Raw genomic sequence first — 15,740 nt, 5'->3', positions numbered from 1 at the left:
CGCCGGTCAGTCGAACTTGCCGCTCTTCAGCCGGTCCACCATCGGGTTCTGGGCCGGCGCCGCGACGCGCCGCAGCGTGTTCGTGTCGCGATGGTCGAAGGCCGGCGTCTTGCCGCGCACCGCAAGGTCGGTGCGTGTCACGTAGGTCCAGCTGCCGTCATCGTTGAACGTGATGTCGATGCGGTAGTAGTCGGTGCGGAACGCCTGCTCGAGGAAGGTGGTCGAGCAGATGCCGAAGCGCGTGTCGCCGCGTTTGGCTTCCACGGAAATCGTCTTGTCGTCCGGCTTCGCCGTCCCGCCCGCCAGCACGACCTGCCCACGCGGAATCGCGATCGATTGCATGATCATGCCGGTGGCCGGCTCCCACAGCCAGTAGCCCACCTGGTCATGGAAGGTGATGGCTTCCTCGTCGGTGTTGATATGGATGTGGTAGCGCAGCCCGTAGAGCAGCTGCGGACCGTTGGGCTGCGGGTCGATCGGCTCCATCCGGATATGTTCGCGGAAGTTGCGCTGCTCGGGGCCCGCCGCCTTGGGCGCGATGTCGATCCCCTTGTCGGACTCCCATTCGCCGGCCAGGCGGGCCAGCGGCCCCAGGTTGGCCAGCGTATCCGGCGAAAAATCCTCGGGCTCGGTAAAGACGTCTTCAGGAATGGTCGACATGGGGTCCTCGGGCTGCACTCGTGCGGAATGTGCAAGTCCGCCCCTGCGTTAACAAGCGCGCGGCTTGTCACGCATCGTGCCAGTCGAAGGCGAGCGGCGCCTCGCGGAAGGCAAAACGATCGAGGTGGCGCGAGACGGCGCCCTTCAGCGCCTCGAGCTGTCCTTCCACGCTCGCCTCGAGGCGACATTCCAGGGCGTCGGCATGCGCCTCCAGCAGGAGCGTCGCATCGCCGGGCCAGTCGGCGCCGCGGGCGTTGCGCGGGAACACCACCCTGCCCGTCTCCGGCGTGAACTCGACCTCGAGATTGTGGCTCCAGTGCTTGCAGAGCTGCTGGAGGTAGCGGCTGCCGTTGGCGGTCGGCACGCGCGCGGTGCTGGCGATGTTCATAGGCGTTCGATCTTCTGCGCAGCTTCGTCGATGATGGCGGCCGCGTCGTAGACCGTCTGCTTTTGCACGCCATCGCGGCTCAGGCGATTGATCAACGCCTCGCGAAGATTGCCCATGGCCCGGCGCACGGGCGCCGAGTCGGTGCGCTCCTGCAGGCTGGCGAGCTCCGCCAGCCGCGCGAACAGCGCGTCGACTTCGGCCTTGCGCTCGACCAGATGGGTGGTGCCGTCCGGTGTGACCGCAAAGGCCTTGCGGGCCTTTTCCGACTTGGTTTCGGCGATATGGCCCATCTCGTCGAGCAGGGTCAGCGTCGGATAGACCATGCCCGGACTCGGCACGTAGCGCCCGCCGGTCAGCTCCTCGATGGCGCGAATGAGTTCGTACCCGTGCCGCGGTTCGTCGGCGATCAGCTTGAGCAGGACGAGACGCAGCTCGCCCGAGTCGAAGACCCGCCGGCGGCCACGCCCGCCTCGGCCTTCGTCCGAATCGCCGTGCCAGCCGTGGCCCGGCCGACCATGGCTTCGCCGGCCGAAATGGTGCCGGTGGGCCTCTTCGTTTCGATGATGGTGATGATGGAACGTTCTCATGGATCGGTCTTTGATATGATTAAACATATTTTAGATATATCTTTGTCGTTCTTAAATTCAAGGCCCGACGGAGTCTTTTTCCGTTACAATCTCAATCTCTATTTAAAATCAGCCCCTTAGCGGCGCCCGGCACGATTGACCGGACCACCGCCGTTTGCAGGCCCATCCACGGCGTCCCTAGTCACGCCGGCTCCCGGCGCGCCCACACCGACGCCGGGCGCCACGCCGACGCCGGGCGCGCCCGCACCGACTCCCGGGGTCACGCCGACCCCAGGTGCGCCCGCGCCGGGATGGGCGGCCGGTGCCCAGACACAGCCACGCGGCACACCTTCCGCGCGGCAATAGACCTGGGCTTCCGCTGAAGTCGCGATCAGAGCCAGACCGAGCGCCATACCGTAGATCGTGCGAACCATGATTATCTCCCCTCAAGCCGCAACATCGCGCGACGGCCCTCTACTGCGCAACCACGTAAGTCCTGGGCGGATGCCGGCCCATCGCCGCTTCGTCGGGCTCGACACCCCATCCGGGTCCCTTCGGCAGGATGTAGTCGCCGTTCTCGAAGAGCGGTGGATTGTCTACGATCTCGTCGCGCCACGGCACGCCGTCGATGTCGATCTCCATGATGCGGAAGTTCGGCACGGCGGCACAGAAATGCGCCGAAATGGCGCTGGCGAGATGGCCGTAGAAATTGTGCGGCGCTACGTTCACCTCGTAGACATCGGCCATCGAGGCGATCTTCAGCGACTCGGCGAAACCGTTCCAGATCACGTCGACGATGGCCGTGTCGAAGGCATAGGCCTCGAGGTACGGGCGGAAGTCGCGGCGCTCCAACAGGGTCTCGCCCGAAGCAATGGGACACGGCGCGTGTTCGCGGATCTTCGCGATCGACTTCGGGTCGTGGATGTCGAGTTCGAGCCAGGTGAGGCCGGTCGGTCCGACGGCCTCGGCGATGCGCTTGAAGCCCTCCGTCCGGAAATGGAAGTTGGTGTCGAGCATGATGCCGACATCGGGACCGACACCGGCGCGGAACGCCTCGACGGTCTTTGCAGCGCTGCGCGCGATGAAGGCGTCCCAGTTACGCTCGGGGAAGCCCTTGCCGACGACGAAGCCCGGACGATAGGCGCGCAGCTTGCCGTCGACCTCCATGGCGATGTTGGTCTTGCAGGCGGTGAAGCCCTTCTTGCGCACCTCCTCGCCCGTCCGCGCCATGTCGTCGTAGGAGCGCACCGCCGGCGTGCCGCAGAGATCGGGATTGCGCATGCGGTACGAACCGCAATGCGACCAGTAGACGGGAATGCGGTCGCGCAGCTTGCCACCGAACAGTTGATAGACCGGCACGCCCAGAGCCTTGCCCTTGATGTCGAGCAGCGCGTTCTCGATGGCGGCAATTGCCTGCCGCACCACGCCACCGCGCGACTGCGTCGACTTGGTGGCCAGCACGGCATTCACCAGCTCGATGTCCATCGGGTCGATTCCGATCACGCTCGGCATCAGGGCCTCGATGACGCCCGAGAGGCCGGGGCTGCCGAAGCTCTCATTGTATTCCGACCAGCCGACCGGACCGGTGTCGGTCACTAGCTTCAGGAACGAGAAGAGACGCCAGCCGGCGTCGCAGCGGAAAATCTCGTAGCTCTTGATCTTCATGTTCCTCTCCAGTTTCTTTGTTTATTTGCGCCATGCTGACACGATGGCAGCCGCCTTGGCCCTAACCGTCGCCGCGTCGTCGCCTGGCTTGTAGAGCGACGAACCGAGACCGAAGCCCGCCGCGCCGGCCACACGCCAAGCATCGAGATTGTCCGCCCCGATTCCACCGACCGGTATCAAAGGCGTGCCTTTTGGCAGAACCGCCAGCAACGCCTTCACCACCGCAGGCGACACCAGCTCGGCGGGAAACAGCTTCAATCCGTGAGCGCCCGTCTTCAGGGCCGCGAAGGCTTCCGTGGGCGTCATGATACCGGGCAGGCTCGCCATGCCGAGCCGCACCGTCTCCTCGACGACTTCGCGATCGAAGTTCGGCGCGACGACCAGCTCGCCGCCCGCCGAAGCCACATCCCGAACCTCGGCGGCCGTCAGGACCGTGCCCGCGCCGACCACGGCGCCAGGGAAGCGCCTGCGCAGCGCAGCGATACTGTCGAGCGGTTGCGGCGAGTTGAGCGGCACTTCGATCAGCCGAAAGCCCGCCTCGACGAGCACGTCTCCGATCACGGGCGCCTCTTCGGGCTTCAATCCTCGCAGGATGGCGACGAGCGGAAGTTCGCGCATCGCTTCCCTGAACCTGTCGACGGTGGTCATCCCCGCAAAGCCCTCAAGCCTGCCCATGTCGCCTCGGCGCCGAAGCTGCGCACCCTGGCGCCCTTCGCTCCAAGGGCCAGAGCATAGCGGGCCGTCAGCGCCGGTGCGCCGATGAGGATGACCTCGCGGCCGGCCGGCAATTCCTGGCTGCGAAGCTCCTCGCCAATCAGCAGGCCAGAGAGATAGCTGGCCGACTCCGCCAGCGACAGACGGTCGAACAAAGCGAGTGCCCGGACACCGAAGGCGGTGTGCAGGAGCCCTTCCCCTTCGCCGGCGCGTGCCAGGCCGCGCAGGAACATCGCCTCGTCGAGCGGCGCATCGGCCTGGAGGGTCCGCGCGAGGATCGAATGCTGGCTGAGCAGACCGTAGAACTCGCCGGTCATGCAGGTCCGGAAGCCCGTGACCCGCCCGTCCCGCACCGTGGCCCATTTGCTGTGCGTGCCGGGCAACACGAACAGCCCGTCGGTGAGGCCGGCCAGCCGCATCGTCCCGAAGATCTGGACCTCCTCGCCGCGCATCACGTCGGGCACCTCGCCCTGCTCGACACTGAGCCCAGGCACCAGCGCGATCCGCCCCGGTTCGATCCAGTGGAGATACCGCTTCAGCTCTTCGGGTCCAGCCGGACAGGCGGCATAGGGTGCCTCGACCCAACCCTGCCGGCTGCCGGCCATGCCGGAGATCAGGCAGACGCTGCCGGCTGGCTTCATCCAGTCGGCGAACAGCGAGTCGAAGACGCCGGCAAAATCGCCGTGGGGCACGTTGAGGATTCCGAGCGGCGCGCTCTTCTCCTCGAGCACGCGGCCCGCCTCGTCGAGGCGGGCACCGCGCAGCGAGCTCGTGCCCCAGTCGACGGCGATCAACGGCACTTCATTCACTTCGCCCACGGTCGGTATGGTCGGCGCTCTGAAAGCGCGAGAAGACGTCACGCAGTATATCGGGAGCCGTCCGAGCAGGCACCCGTGAAGGGACCTGCTCGACGTATCGCAGGGCATAGACAAGCGGCATCCAGGACACGCCCGCATCTTCACTGTCGGCCAGCAGCAACGCCCGCGAAGGGCGTGCCGGCAGCGCGACCATCTCGATGGTGTTGGCCGTCGGCGATGCACAATTGGCCGCGGGCGACGTCACGAGATATTGCCGGCAACTGAGCGGCCTGTCGGGATGGATCGAGCACGCCTCGTCCTCGAGAAAGGGACAGGCGACCCCTTGCCGGAAGTAGCGCATGCCGAGGTCGACGGTCGACTCACTGACATCCTGTCTTGCGGCATCGATCTCTGCGGTCAAGCCGCAGGCCTGAAGCGCTTGCAATGCGGCATCGAAGCGGCGGCGAATTTCGTCGCGCCGCGGCTTGGGCATGGCGGCGATCAGCGCGGCGAGCGCGCGCGCCTCGGCTTGCGAGATCGGCACGAGCTGGCGACAACAGGCCCCGCAGCCCGCTCGGCAGGAAACGGTACGCCCCGCCGCTTGCGCCTCCTCGACGCCCCGATCGACGACGAAATCGGTCACCCCGCGGAGGATCGGCAGTATGTCCTCGAAGCCGACCAAGTCGGGAGGCACGGCCATTTCGACCGTGACCGGCTCCCCGCCCAGGACCAGCACAACCCGCCCGACGACCAGCGCGTGGCGTGCCGGATCGCCTGCCACGAGCTGCAGCGTTGCTTCGCTCAACGCCGCTGGGTCTGCGGCAGGGCGGTTGCCGGGCCGGCCGACGAAGGCAACGCGGTGGATGCCCCGGCTTTGTCGGTGCGGCAGTACTTGTCGCCCTTATACTCGACCAAAGTCCCCTTGCCGGCGACGCAGCTGTTGGCCGCCTTGGCATCGCTGGGGTTGAACTTGTGGTAGTTGGATTCACCGGAAAGACCGTCGATCTTCAGAAAGATCGCGTCCGCCGCCTGTGCCGGCACGACGACCGTACCCAGGTCGAAGGCGACCGCTCCCATCACGATTAGACCGAGTTCCTTGCGCATGCTGCTCTCTCCTCGTGGGCGATTAACGGGTAGCCGGCTTCTGCCCCGATGGCGATTCCAGCGTCATGGCCTCGCGACAGACCTTCTGACCATTGGCCGTCGCCACCATCACCGGCTTGACGGTGAGGTTGGATGCCGCCGTCGCCGCCGTCTGATTGGTGATGTTCGGCGGATACTTGACGGTGAAGGAATAGGTCCCCGGATTGGGCAGCTTGAAGGGTATCTCCTCGCCAGCATGGAGGAGGCCGATCACCTGGTCGTGCGCGACCTGCTGGTTAGCGACGTTGGTGAAGATGAATCGGTAGCTCGCCGTGTTCGGCCCAACCTTGACGATGATGTTGTAAGCGTTGCCGTGCCGGATGAAGCAACCGGCCTGGAAGCCCAGTATCTGCGGGTTCGGTGCCTGTGCTTCAGCCGTCCCCGTCGGCAGAGCGAGCATCGCCACACCCGATAACACGGCCCGAATCCTCGGCAGCATCGCTCCCCGCTCCTCCCGCGAAGCATCGCGAGAGCATGATAATCGCATACATCGTGAGTGCTTTGTTAGTCCAAATCGCGGCGCTTTCATGCCGTCAACACGCAGTCCGACGAGCGGCGAACGATTGCACGAGCGATAGCGAGCACCTGCTGATCGGCGACAATGCCTCTCGCGGCTGAACTCCCAGGAGTCAGACCGCCAGCGCCTGGCCGAACGCTTTCCGGATCAGCTCGGCCTCCTCCTCCGGCAGCCAGCGCGTCATCTGCGGGACCACGGTCTCGATCATGTCGCCGGAGCTTTCGACATCGCCTTCGAGGCGGACGATGTCGCCTGACCGTTTGCCCGGCGCCTTGACCTCGATGAAGCCGACGAGCGCATTCCGCATCGTGACGGCGTAGTCGGGACGGGTGCGATCCTCGGCGAGGCTCGTCTCACCGACGAGGCCGACGGCACCGGCTGGAAAGCCTGCAACGAGCGCGAGTTCGGCGATGAGGACTTCGAACGGCCCGCGCAGCTGGTCCTCGGGAGCGCCATCGACGGCGACGTTGGAAGGCTTGGCCGTGGTGCTCTTGCCGAAGGCCGCGACAGCCTCTTTCAACGCGGAAACGATGGACTACCCCCGCATCGCGCGCATGCCGATGCGGCGGGTAATCTAGCCATTTCGAAGACGCAATGACAACTTGCGGTCGCAGTGCCGGACCCGTCAGTCCCGGCAGGACCACTCCAGCATGCGCTTCATGAATGCCTCGCCGGCATCGATCTGCGAGGCGAGGATGAATTCGTTGGGCTGGTGCGCCTGGGCGATGTCGCCTGGACCGCACACGACCGTCGGCACGCCCAGCACCTTGCGGAAGATGCCGGCTTCGGTCGCATAGACCACCGCGCCGACCGTGTTGGAGCCGGACCAGCTGCCCGCCAGCGCTTTCGCGTCGTCGTTGCCTTCGGGCGAAAAGGCGGGAGTCGAGGCGCGCAGCTCGGTCTCGATGGCGGCCGCCGGATGCTTGGCTTTCATCTTCGGCAGCAGCTCGTCCTTCAGCCACTTCTTGGCACGCTCGCCCAGCTCCTCGATCGGCCGCGTCGGCAGCTCGCGATAGCCCCACAGGACCTCGCATTCGCGCGCCAGGATGTTGCCGGCGGTGCCGCCGATGACGGTGCCGACGTTGAAGGTCGCCGCGGCGGGCATGAACTCGCTGTCCTTCGGCGCAGCGGCCTCGAGTTCCTCCTGCACGGTGTTGAGATAGTGGATGAATTCGCCGGCGAAGTGGATGGCGCTGACACCGAGATGGGTCATCGAGGAATGGGCCTCGAAGCCGGTGAACTTGGTAACGTAGCTCTGGCTGCCCTTGTGGGCGTGCACCACGGTCATCATGGTCGGCTCGCCGATGATGATGACGCGCGGCTTCGGCACCTCGGTCGCCATGCGGGCGGCCAGCGAATGCGCGCCGAAGCAGCCGATCTCCTCGTCATAGGAGAGGGCGAAGTGGATCGGCTTCTTGAGCGGCGCCTTCAGGAACTCCGGCAGCATGGCGAGGCCGATGGCGTAGAACGCCTTCATGTCGCAGGTGCCGCGGCCGTAATACTTGTCGTCCTTCAGCGTGAGCGTCCATGGATCGGTGACCCAGGGCTGGCCATCGACCGGCACGACATCGGTATGGCCCGACAGGACGACGCCGCCCGGCACGTTCGGACCGATGGAGGCGAAGAGATTGGCCTTCGAGCCGTCCTCGTTGGGCACCAGCTTCGACGACACGCCGTGCCCCTTGAGATAGGCCTGCACGTATTCGATCAGGGCGAGGTTGGAATTGCGCGAGGTGGTGTCGAACGCCACGAGCCTGCGCAGCATTTCGATGGAATTGACGTTCTCTCCGGCCATGATGTCCCTTGTTCACTCTATTCCGACCTCTCCCCGAGGGAGGAGGCGGACGCTACACCGACGTACGCCCGATCATGCTCAGGAATTCGCGCCGTGTCTCGCCATTGTCGCGGAAGGCACCCAGCATGCGGCTGGTGACCATCGTAACATCGGATTTGTGAACGCCGCGTGTCGTCATGCACTGGTGCGCCGCCTCGATCACGACAGCCACACCGCGCGGCTGCAGCACTTCCTGTAGCGTGTTGGCGATCTGCGCCGTCAGCTTCTCCTGGATCTGCAGGCGAAGGGCATAGGCATCGACCACACGGGCGAGCTTGCTGATGCCCACCACGCGCTTGTCCGGCAGATAGCCGACATGGACCCGGCCGATGATCGGCACCATGTGATGCTCGCAGTGCGATTCCAGCCGGATGTCGCGCAGGGCAACGACCTCGTCGTAGCCCTCGACCTCCTCGAAGGTCCGTTGCAGCATGTCGCGCGGGTCCTGGTCGTAGCCCGCGAAGAACTCCTCGTAGGAGCGCACGACGCGGTCAGGCGTGCCGGCCAGCCCCTCGCGGCCGGGATCGTCACCGGCCCAGCGAATCAGCGTGCGGACGGCTGCCTCGGCCTCCTCGCGCGAGGGCCGGGGCAGGCCGGTGGCGAGCGAAACGATTTCGCGCGGCTTCGCCATCTTGTTCATCGTCTTTCTCCCATGATCGGCGCGACCTAGTTGAGGCTGCGCTGCGCCGTCGGCGCATCGAGCGAAAAGGTCGGAATCTCGATGTCGAACTTCACCCCCGCCTCGTCCACCATCTGATACGTGCCGCCCATGATGCCGGATGGCGTGGAGAGGGGCGTACCGGAAGTGTACTCGAACACCTCGCCGGGACGCAGCAACGGTGTCTTGCCCACGACGCCGGGGCCCTTGACCTCCTGGAGGCGGCCGAGGCCGTCGGTGATCTTCCAGTGCCGGCTACGCAACTGTACCGCGACATCGCCACCGTTCCGGATGCGCACCGTATAGGCCCAGACATATTGTGACTTCTCGGGCTCCGACTGGTCGGGCAGATATTGCGGCTCGACCGTCACCTGGATGGCACGGGTGGTGGCTTTGTACATGCTCGCGCAAATTCCTTCTGCCACTGACATGGGAGTTTCCGTTCAAAAGGTCAAACCCGTCTACAGCCACCTGGGGTCGGCGGTGAAGTCGATCGTCAGCCAGCGGTGTGGACCCTCGCCGCCGATCGCCTCCGCAATCTCGCGCCGGATCGCATCGGCCTTTCCCACACTGTCGATCGGGGTTTGCGGCGGGACGGCGATGTGGATCTCGATGAACTGGGCGCGCCCCACCTTGGCGACATAGCTGGTGTAGGTGTTGAAACCGTGCCGGACGACCGCTTCGTCCATGACCTCACGGACACGCGCGTCGAGAGCCGGCGGCGTGATGAGAAGGATTTCCTGCAACGCCTTGCGCACCGTGCGGATCGGCACGAAGACGAGGACCAGCGTCAGGAGCGCCAGCACCGCCGGGTCAACGTACGGCGCAAGATACTCGTATGCCGTCCCCTTCAGCATGCCGGCGATGGCGAAAGCCACGAACAGGGCCGAGGTGATTGCTCCGCTCATCAGCCAGCTCTGGGTATCGAGCCGCACGAAATCGGAGCCGATCCGGCGATTGAGATGCCGCTCGTAGAAGTACATGCCGAAACAGGCGACGCAGACCAGAACGGCGTAGGCCAAAGCCCAGTCGAAGTCGAGCTGCCGGCCGCCGGCCAGCAAGCTGTCGACCGCGTTCAGGAAGGCATAGAAGCAGAGCAGCATCAGCGTGCCGCCGTTGAAGGCCAGCACCATCGGCTCGATGTGCCAGTAGCCGAACTGGAAGCGCCGGTTCTCGGTGACGCGGGTGACGAGGCGCGACACGAACAGCGCCAGACCCGACATCGCGGCATCGATAGCGGCAAACACGCCGTCGAACAGGATCGACATCGACCCCGACAGCAGGCCGAACAGCACGCCGAAGGCCGACACCCCGATGGTGACGGCAATGGAAAGTTTCAGGAGCCTTTGTTCGGCGGCCGCATTCTGCATGCCGACAGACTAGGCTAAATCGGGAAGATCAGGCAGGTCGTGGTGCCATGGGCAAGCAGCTTGCCGGAAGCGTCGGTCAGGCGGCCCTCGGACGTCGCGATGCGGGAGCCGACATTGATGACCTTGCCCTCGGCGCGAACGGGACCGGTCCTGTCGGTCATCGCGCGCACATAGTTCACCTTGATCTCGACGGTGGTGTAGCCGCTGCCGGCCTTCAGCATCGTGTGGATGCAGCAACCCATCACCGAGTCGAGCAAGGTGGCCGCGATGCCGCCATGGACCGTGCCCAGCGGGTTGTAATGGTCGAAGACCGGCGTATAGCCGAACAGAACGCGCCCGGCTTCGACTTCCAGCAGATTGAAGCCCAAGGCCCGGGAGATCGGCGGCGCCGGATAGCGTCCCTCCAGCAGGCCCTTGAAGAGATCCAGCCCGTCCAGCGTGCGCGCCTGCTCGATCGGCACCACGCCAAATCCCGCTTCTGCAGCCATGCCCGTCTCCATCAGATCTTATGTGCATATACACATTCAGGCTTTGCCGGCGCAAGGAGCGGCGATAATCTCCCTCCCATGACAGCCGATTTTCCTGCGGTCCGCCTGTCGCCCGCCGAGTGCACCTGCTTTCGCGTGCGCAGCGCGGCGCGGCGCGTCACCCAGATCTACAGCCGGCACCTGGCGCCGACTGGCCTGCGCATCTCGCAATTCTCGCTGCTGGGTTACGTGATCTCGCGCGGCCCCGTCAGCATCAGCGAACTGTCCGAACTTCTCGCGACGGACAGGACGACCCTGACCCGCAACCTGCGGCCGCTGCTGACGTCGGGCGTGATCGAGCGCGCCGCCGCGGGCGACAAGCGCCGGCACGAGTTGGTCGCGACGCCGGCAGGCCGAGCCCTGTTCAAGCGCGCACTGCCGCTGTGGGCCGAGGCCGAGCAGGAGGTGCGCACGGCGATGGGCACGAAGCTGACCGCCGACCTGCACGGCGCCCTCGACCGCTCGATGGAGAAACTGGCGCCGCTCTAGACGTGGGCGGCAAAGAAGCCGAGTTCGAGTTCCATGGCGCGGCGGTAGTTGGAGCGCACCGCTTCGCTATCCTCGGCATGGAGATCGAGCAGGGCTTCGAGCTGGGCGGCCAGCGCCTCAAAACCCGGATCGGCGTAAGTCTTCACCCACTCCGAATAGAGCTTGGCCACGCTGTTGGCCGCCAGCGAACGGCCGAGGAATGCATAGAGCCGCATGCACGGCGTCATCGCGGCGATCGTCTCGCCGAGATTGCCGCGCCGCGCCGTCTCGAGAAGGAAGTCGACATAGGCGCGAGTCGCCTCGATGGGGGCCACTCCTTCGAGGTCGACCCGCCAGCGCTCGGCGTAGCCCCTGTGCAGCTTCAGCTCCTGCAGCACGCCCGCAATCAGGCCGGCGAATCCGTACTGGTCCTCGCGCGCGCGCGAATTGGCGAGGCAGAAGGCATAGGCGCGCGCGAAGGCCTCGAGGAAATAGGCGTCCTGCGCGACATAGCCCTTGAAGCACTCGATCGGCAGCGAGCCGTCACGCAGCCCGCGCACGAAACCGTGCGACAGGATGCGCGAGGCGAGGTCCGAATTCGCCGCCCACAGGTCGGCGGAAAGCGGCATCAGCCCCCCAGCGCCTGCATGAGGTCGGCGATGATGTCCTCGGCATCCTCGAGGCCGACCGAGATGCGGATTGTGCCGTCGGTGATGCCGAGCTTCGCGCGCTCCTCGGCGCCGATGCGCATGTGCGTCGTGGTCGCCGGATGGGTGACGAGGCTCTTGGCGTCGCCGAGATTGTTGGAGATGTCGACGAGTTGCAGGCGGTTCAACGCCGCGAACGCGGCCTGCTTGCCGGCCTTGACGTCGAACGCCACGACGCCGCCGAAGTCGGACATCTGCTTCGCCGCCAGGGCATGCTGCGGATGGTCGGGACGGCCGGGATAGAGCACGCGGCCGATCGCCGGATGCGCGGCCAGCGCGTCGGCGATGCGACGGGCATTGGCGCAATGGCGCTCGACACGCAGGCCGAGCGTCTCCAGGCCCTTTACCAGAACCCAGGCATTGAACGGGCTGAGCGACGGGCCGGTGTTGCGGATGATCGGCTGCAGCTTGTCGAGGATGAACTCCTTCGAGCCCAGCACGGCGCCGCCCAGGGTGCGGCCCTGGCCGTCGATGTACTTGGTGGCGGAGTGGACCACAACGTCGGCGCCGAACTCGAGCGGCCGCTGCAGGATCGGCGTGGCGAAGGCATTGTCGAGCACGACCTTGGCGCCGGCCTTGTGGGCGAGATCGCACACTGCCTTCACGTCGACGATGTCGAGCATCGGGTTGGACGGCGATTCGAAAAGCACCGCCTGCGTCGGCTTGGAGAGCGCCTTCTCCCACTGCGCGAGATCGCCGCCGTCGACCAGCTCGCTCTGGATGCCGTACTTCGGCAGCAGGTCGGCCACGATGTAGTGGCAGGAGCCGAACAGCTGGCGCGCAGCGACGATGCGGTCGCCCGACTTGAGCAGCGCCAGCAGCGCGAAGAACACCGCCGACATGCCGGTCGAGGTGGCACGGCAGGCCTCGGCGCCCTCCAGCGCAGCGAGCCGGTTCTCGAACATGGTGACGGTCGGATTGCCGAAGCGCGAATACTGGTAGTGGTTGCTCTCGCCCTTGAAGGTGGCTTCGGCCTCCTCCGCGCTGGAATAGGCATAACCCGAGGTCAGGAACAGCGCTTCGGACGTCTCGTCGAAGTTGCTGCGGATCTGGCCGCCGCGCACCGCGCGGGTCTGGGTACGCCATTTCGAAACGTCGGCTTGCGCCTTCTTCGCCGGAATCGAACCGTCCATCTCACTCTCCTGTCTCGCCGCGCGCCGTCCAGCTGCGCAAACGAAAAGCCCCCGACCTGGAAGGACGGGGGCTTTGCGGGCACCTCCGACCTTTTAGCGATGTTTAACGTGGTCGCAAGCCGGTCGGCTCAAATCTCCACGGACCGCCTCTATAAAGGCGGCAACGGCCGGACGCAAGCCCGTCTACAGGACTTGCGCCCGGTCTTTCGCGTGCCTGCGCCTAGTGCTTCTGCTTGGCCAGCGCCTGCTCTCGGAGCTTGCTCATGGTGATCCGCGAGGTGATCGCCTCCGCGTCCGTCTTCACATGGATGATCGAGGGCTTGCCGGCGCCGAGGGCTCGTTCGAAGGCCGCCTCGAAGTCCGCCGTGCGCTCGACCGTCTCGCCGTGACCGCCGAAGGCGCGGGCATAGGCCGCGAAGTCGGGGTTCTTCAGCTCGGTGCCGTGGACGCGCGTCGGATACTCGCGCTCCTGGTGCATGCGGATCGTGCCGTACATGCCGTTGTCGACCACGATGAACACGACATTCGCCCCGTGCTGGACGGCGGTCGCGAACTCCTGCCCGTTCATCAGGAAGCAGCCGTCACCGCTGAACGACACGACGGTGCGGCCGGGCGCGGCGATCTTGGCCGCCACCGCCGACGGGACGCCGTAGCCCATCGAACCGTTGGTCGGCGCGAGCTGGGTGCGGAAGCCGCGATACTGGAAGAAACGGTGCACGAAGCCCGCATAGTTGCCCGCGCCGTTGGTGACGATGACGTCATCGGGCAGGCGCTTGTTCAGCCAGCCCACGATCTCCGCGAGATTCGCCGAGCCCGGCTGTGGCGTCGGCTCGATGTTCTTCAGATAGTCTGCGCGCGCGGCCGCGACACCCGCCTTCCACGCGGACACATCGACCGGCTTCATCGCCTTCGCGGCCGCCGCGAACTGCGCCATGCCCGAGTTGATCGGCAGGGTCGCCTGATAGACGCGGCCCAGCTCCTCGGCGCCCGCATGCACGTGCACCATCTTCTGCGCCGGCACCGGCAGGTCGAACATGGTGTAGCCGCCGGTGGTGGCCTCGCCGAGGCGTGGACCGATCGCGATGATGAGGTCGCTCTCCTTGATGCGCTTGCCGAGCGGCGGGTTCACGCCAAGACCGAGATCACCGACGAAATTGTCGTGACGGTTGTCGATCAGGTCCTGATTTCGGAACGCCGTCGTCACCGGCAGGTGGTTGGCCTCGACGAACGCCTTGATGTCGGCGCAGGCCTTGGCGTCCCAGCCGCCACCGCCCAGGATGACGAGCGGCTGCTTCGCCGCGGCGAGCAGTTCGCGGAATGTCGCCATGTCCTCGGGCGCCGGCGCGCCGCGCGCGACCTTGTAGGGGCCGGCATCGGCGACCTCGACCTCGTCGACCAGCATGTCCTCCGGCAGGGCGATGACCACCGGACCGGGCCTGCCGTTCATGGCGCGATGGAAGGCCTGGCTCACGATCTCGGGGATGCGGCGGGCGTCCTCGATCTGGGTCACCCACTTGGCCATCTGGCCGTACATGCGCCGGTAGTCGATTTCCTGGAACGCCTCGCGCTCGGCCTGTTCGCGCGCAACCTGCCCGACCAGCAGAATCATGGGCGTCGAATCCTGGAAGCCGGTATGCATTCCGACGCTGGCATTGGTGGCGCCGGGCCCGCGCGTGACGAAACAGACGCCGGGCTTGCCGGTCAGCTTGCCGTAGGCCTCCGCCATGTAGGAGGCGCCGCCTTCCTGGCGGCAGATCACATAGCGGATGGAATTGCGTTGGGCGTAAAGCGCGTCGAGGGCGGCCAGGTAGCTTTCACCGGGCACACCGAAGATCGTGTCGGTGCCGTGGATACGCAGTTGGTCGATCAGAACCTGCGCGCCGCTGCGGCGCGGGTATGCGGTAGCCATGTTGGACGTCTTTCCCTTACTTCGTGGGTGAGAAGGTGGTGGGCACCAATATCTTGTTGTTCATGGTCTTCATATATTCTCGGCTCTTCTGCAAATAAGCCTGCCACGCAGGATCGGCAGCCATCGCCGCGCGACGCTTCGTGCGATCCGCGAGGTCGGCGTAGCCCCAGATGTGAACGATCTCGTTCACGTTGCCGATCTCGGTCGTGTAGTAGCCGACGAGATTGCCGAGATGCTTCAACTGGACGGGCAGGCCTTCCTTTTCGTAGAGCGCGAGGAAGTCGCGCAGGCGTCCCGGCTGGAGTTCGTAGGTTCGATGGTCGACGATCATTTCGCAATCCCTCCCGATTCAGTGGCGATTGTGTGCCGCGATTCGTTATGCCTCAACCCTGCGACGAGGTGGACTCAAGCGTTGATTCAGCGCATAAGTGCTGCATTGCGACACTAGCCGACGAGCATCATCACGAGTCTCGGCCCACAGTCGCGGAGCGCGATACCGGTCAACGTCTTCCCGTGAGCTACTTGGTCATCTGTCAAAGGTCATCGAAACGCTTGGACGCATCCGTCCAGCAAGCGCGCGCCGGACTCCGCTCGATCCTTCCTCTAGCCCAGAGCCTTGAATGAGTCGCAAATTGTTTGTGGGCAACCTGCCCTATTCGGTCACGTCTGAGCGTCTGTCTGAAG

At 65.4% G+C, this 15,740-nt stretch carries 21 protein-coding genes and 1 riboswitch; of the genes, 1 reads left to right on the top strand and 20 read right to left on the bottom strand.

What is annotated here, in order from left to right; all coding sequences use genetic code 11:
- Positions 1-6 precede the first annotated feature (6 nt).
- The 16 genes from EPO41_RS01840 to EPO41_RS01765 all read right to left on the bottom strand — a co-directional run bounded on the left by EPO41_RS01840 (position 7) and on the right by EPO41_RS01765 (position 10,800).
- On the bottom strand, positions 7-660 hold the full coding sequence (locus tag EPO41_RS01840; protein WP_296319647.1) for a heme-binding beta-barrel domain-containing protein: 654 nt from the start codon (positions 658-660) through the stop codon (positions 7-9).
- Positions 661-727: 67 nt separating this feature from the next.
- Positions 728-1,048 carry a DUF2218 domain-containing protein gene (locus EPO41_RS01835; RefSeq protein WP_296319645.1) on the bottom strand — a complete coding sequence of 107 codons (321 nt, stop codon included), beginning with the start codon at positions 1,046-1,048 and terminating at the stop codon, positions 728-730.
- Positions 1,045-1,635, bottom strand: a complete 591-nt coding sequence (locus EPO41_RS01830) for a PadR family transcriptional regulator (protein WP_296319644.1) — start codon at positions 1,633-1,635, stop codon at positions 1,045-1,047. The genes EPO41_RS01835 and EPO41_RS01830 overlap by 4 nt, the downstream gene beginning before the upstream one ends.
- A 116-nt stretch (positions 1,636-1,751) precedes the next feature.
- Positions 1,752-2,048, bottom strand: a complete 297-nt coding sequence (locus EPO41_RS01825; protein ID WP_296319642.1) for a hypothetical protein — start codon at positions 2,046-2,048, stop codon at positions 1,752-1,754.
- 40 nt (positions 2,049-2,088) lie between these two features.
- A complete protein-coding gene (locus EPO41_RS01820; protein ID WP_296319640.1) occupies positions 2,089-3,279 on the bottom strand; it encodes a mandelate racemase/muconate lactonizing enzyme family protein in 1,191 nt (396 codons plus the stop codon).
- 21 nt (positions 3,280-3,300) lie between these two features.
- A complete protein-coding gene (locus EPO41_RS01815; RefSeq protein WP_296319637.1) occupies positions 3,301-3,927 on the bottom strand; it encodes a 2-dehydro-3-deoxy-6-phosphogalactonate aldolase in 627 nt (208 codons plus the stop codon).
- The gene (locus EPO41_RS01810) at positions 3,924-4,811 is read right to left on the bottom strand and encodes a 2-dehydro-3-deoxygalactonokinase (RefSeq protein WP_296319635.1); all 888 of its coding nucleotides are present in this window, start codon (positions 4,809-4,811) and stop codon (positions 3,924-3,926) included. The genes EPO41_RS01815 and EPO41_RS01810 overlap by 4 nt, the downstream gene beginning before the upstream one ends.
- Entirely contained in the window at positions 4,795-5,595 is an 801-nt protein-coding gene (locus EPO41_RS01805) for a YkgJ family cysteine cluster protein (RefSeq protein ID WP_296319634.1), read from the bottom strand. Before EPO41_RS01805 ends, EPO41_RS01810 begins: the two co-directional genes overlap by 17 nt.
- Complete coding sequence (locus tag EPO41_RS01800; protein WP_296319632.1) at positions 5,592-5,894, bottom strand: hypothetical protein; 303 nt, start codon at positions 5,892-5,894, stop codon at positions 5,592-5,594. The genes EPO41_RS01805 and EPO41_RS01800 overlap by 4 nt, the downstream gene beginning before the upstream one ends.
- Before the next feature lie 22 nt (positions 5,895-5,916).
- Positions 5,917-6,372: a hypothetical protein gene (locus EPO41_RS01795; RefSeq protein WP_296319630.1), complete on the bottom strand. Its 456-nt coding sequence runs from the start codon at positions 6,370-6,372 to the stop codon at positions 5,917-5,919.
- 190 nt (positions 6,373-6,562) lie between these two features.
- Positions 6,563-6,970, bottom strand: coding sequence for a hypothetical protein (locus tag EPO41_RS01790; protein WP_296319628.1), 408 nt, complete (start codon positions 6,968-6,970; stop codon positions 6,563-6,565).
- 105 nt (positions 6,971-7,075) lie between these two features.
- Entirely contained in the window at positions 7,076-8,245 is a 1,170-nt protein-coding gene (argE, locus tag EPO41_RS01785; protein ID WP_296319626.1) for an acetylornithine deacetylase, read from the bottom strand.
- Between the two features lie 52 nt (positions 8,246-8,297).
- Complete coding sequence (gene folE / locus EPO41_RS01780; RefSeq protein ID WP_296319624.1) at positions 8,298-8,924, bottom strand: GTP cyclohydrolase I FolE; 627 nt, start codon at positions 8,922-8,924, stop codon at positions 8,298-8,300.
- A gap of 26 nt (positions 8,925-8,950) precedes the next feature.
- Positions 8,951-9,343: a Co2+/Mg2+ efflux protein ApaG gene (gene apaG, locus EPO41_RS01775; protein WP_296319622.1), complete on the bottom strand. Its 393-nt coding sequence runs from the start codon at positions 9,341-9,343 to the stop codon at positions 8,951-8,953.
- A gap of 60 nt (positions 9,344-9,403) precedes the next feature.
- Positions 9,404-10,312, bottom strand: a complete 909-nt coding sequence (locus tag EPO41_RS01770; RefSeq protein WP_296319619.1) for a cation diffusion facilitator family transporter — start codon at positions 10,310-10,312, stop codon at positions 9,404-9,406.
- 14 nt (positions 10,313-10,326) lie between these two features.
- On the bottom strand, positions 10,327-10,800 hold the full coding sequence (locus tag EPO41_RS01765; protein WP_296319617.1) for a PaaI family thioesterase: 474 nt from the start codon (positions 10,798-10,800) through the stop codon (positions 10,327-10,329).
- A gap of 78 nt (positions 10,801-10,878) precedes the next feature.
- Between EPO41_RS01765 and EPO41_RS01760 the strand changes: the two genes are divergently transcribed.
- Positions 10,879-11,328: a MarR family winged helix-turn-helix transcriptional regulator gene (locus EPO41_RS01760; protein ID WP_296319615.1), complete on the top strand. Its 450-nt coding sequence runs from the start codon at positions 10,879-10,881 to the stop codon at positions 11,326-11,328.
- On the opposite strand, the gene EPO41_RS01755 is transcribed toward EPO41_RS01760, so the two are convergent.
- The 4 genes from EPO41_RS01755 to EPO41_RS01740 form a co-directional block, all read right to left on the bottom strand.
- Entirely contained in the window at positions 11,325-11,936 is a 612-nt protein-coding gene (locus EPO41_RS01755) for a TenA family protein (RefSeq protein WP_296319613.1), read from the bottom strand. The genes EPO41_RS01760 and EPO41_RS01755 overlap by 4 nt on opposite strands.
- Positions 11,936-13,147 (bottom strand): O-succinylhomoserine sulfhydrylase, encoded by a 1,212-nt coding sequence (gene metZ, locus EPO41_RS01750; RefSeq protein ID WP_296319611.1) that lies wholly within the window; start codon positions 13,145-13,147, stop codon positions 11,936-11,938. The genes EPO41_RS01755 and metZ overlap by 1 nt, the downstream gene beginning before the upstream one ends.
- A gap of 73 nt (positions 13,148-13,220) precedes the next feature.
- Positions 13,221-13,297: riboswitch (SAM riboswitch) on the bottom strand.
- A 70-nt stretch (positions 13,298-13,367) separates the two neighbouring features.
- Entirely contained in the window at positions 13,368-15,056 is a 1,689-nt protein-coding gene (locus tag EPO41_RS01745) for a thiamine pyrophosphate-binding protein (protein WP_296319609.1), read from the bottom strand.
- Between the two features lie 16 nt (positions 15,057-15,072).
- Entirely contained in the window at positions 15,073-15,387 is a 315-nt protein-coding gene (locus tag EPO41_RS01740) for an NIPSNAP family protein (RefSeq protein WP_296319607.1), read from the bottom strand.
- Positions 15,388-15,740 lie beyond the last annotated feature (353 nt).

The organism is Reyranella sp. (assembly GCF_004297265.1).
In the GTDB taxonomy this organism is placed as follows: domain Bacteria; phylum Pseudomonadota; class Alphaproteobacteria; order Reyranellales; family Reyranellaceae; genus Reyranella.
Note: the sequence above shows the minus strand (reverse complement) of the source record. Positions and strands in the feature narration are given on the sequence as shown.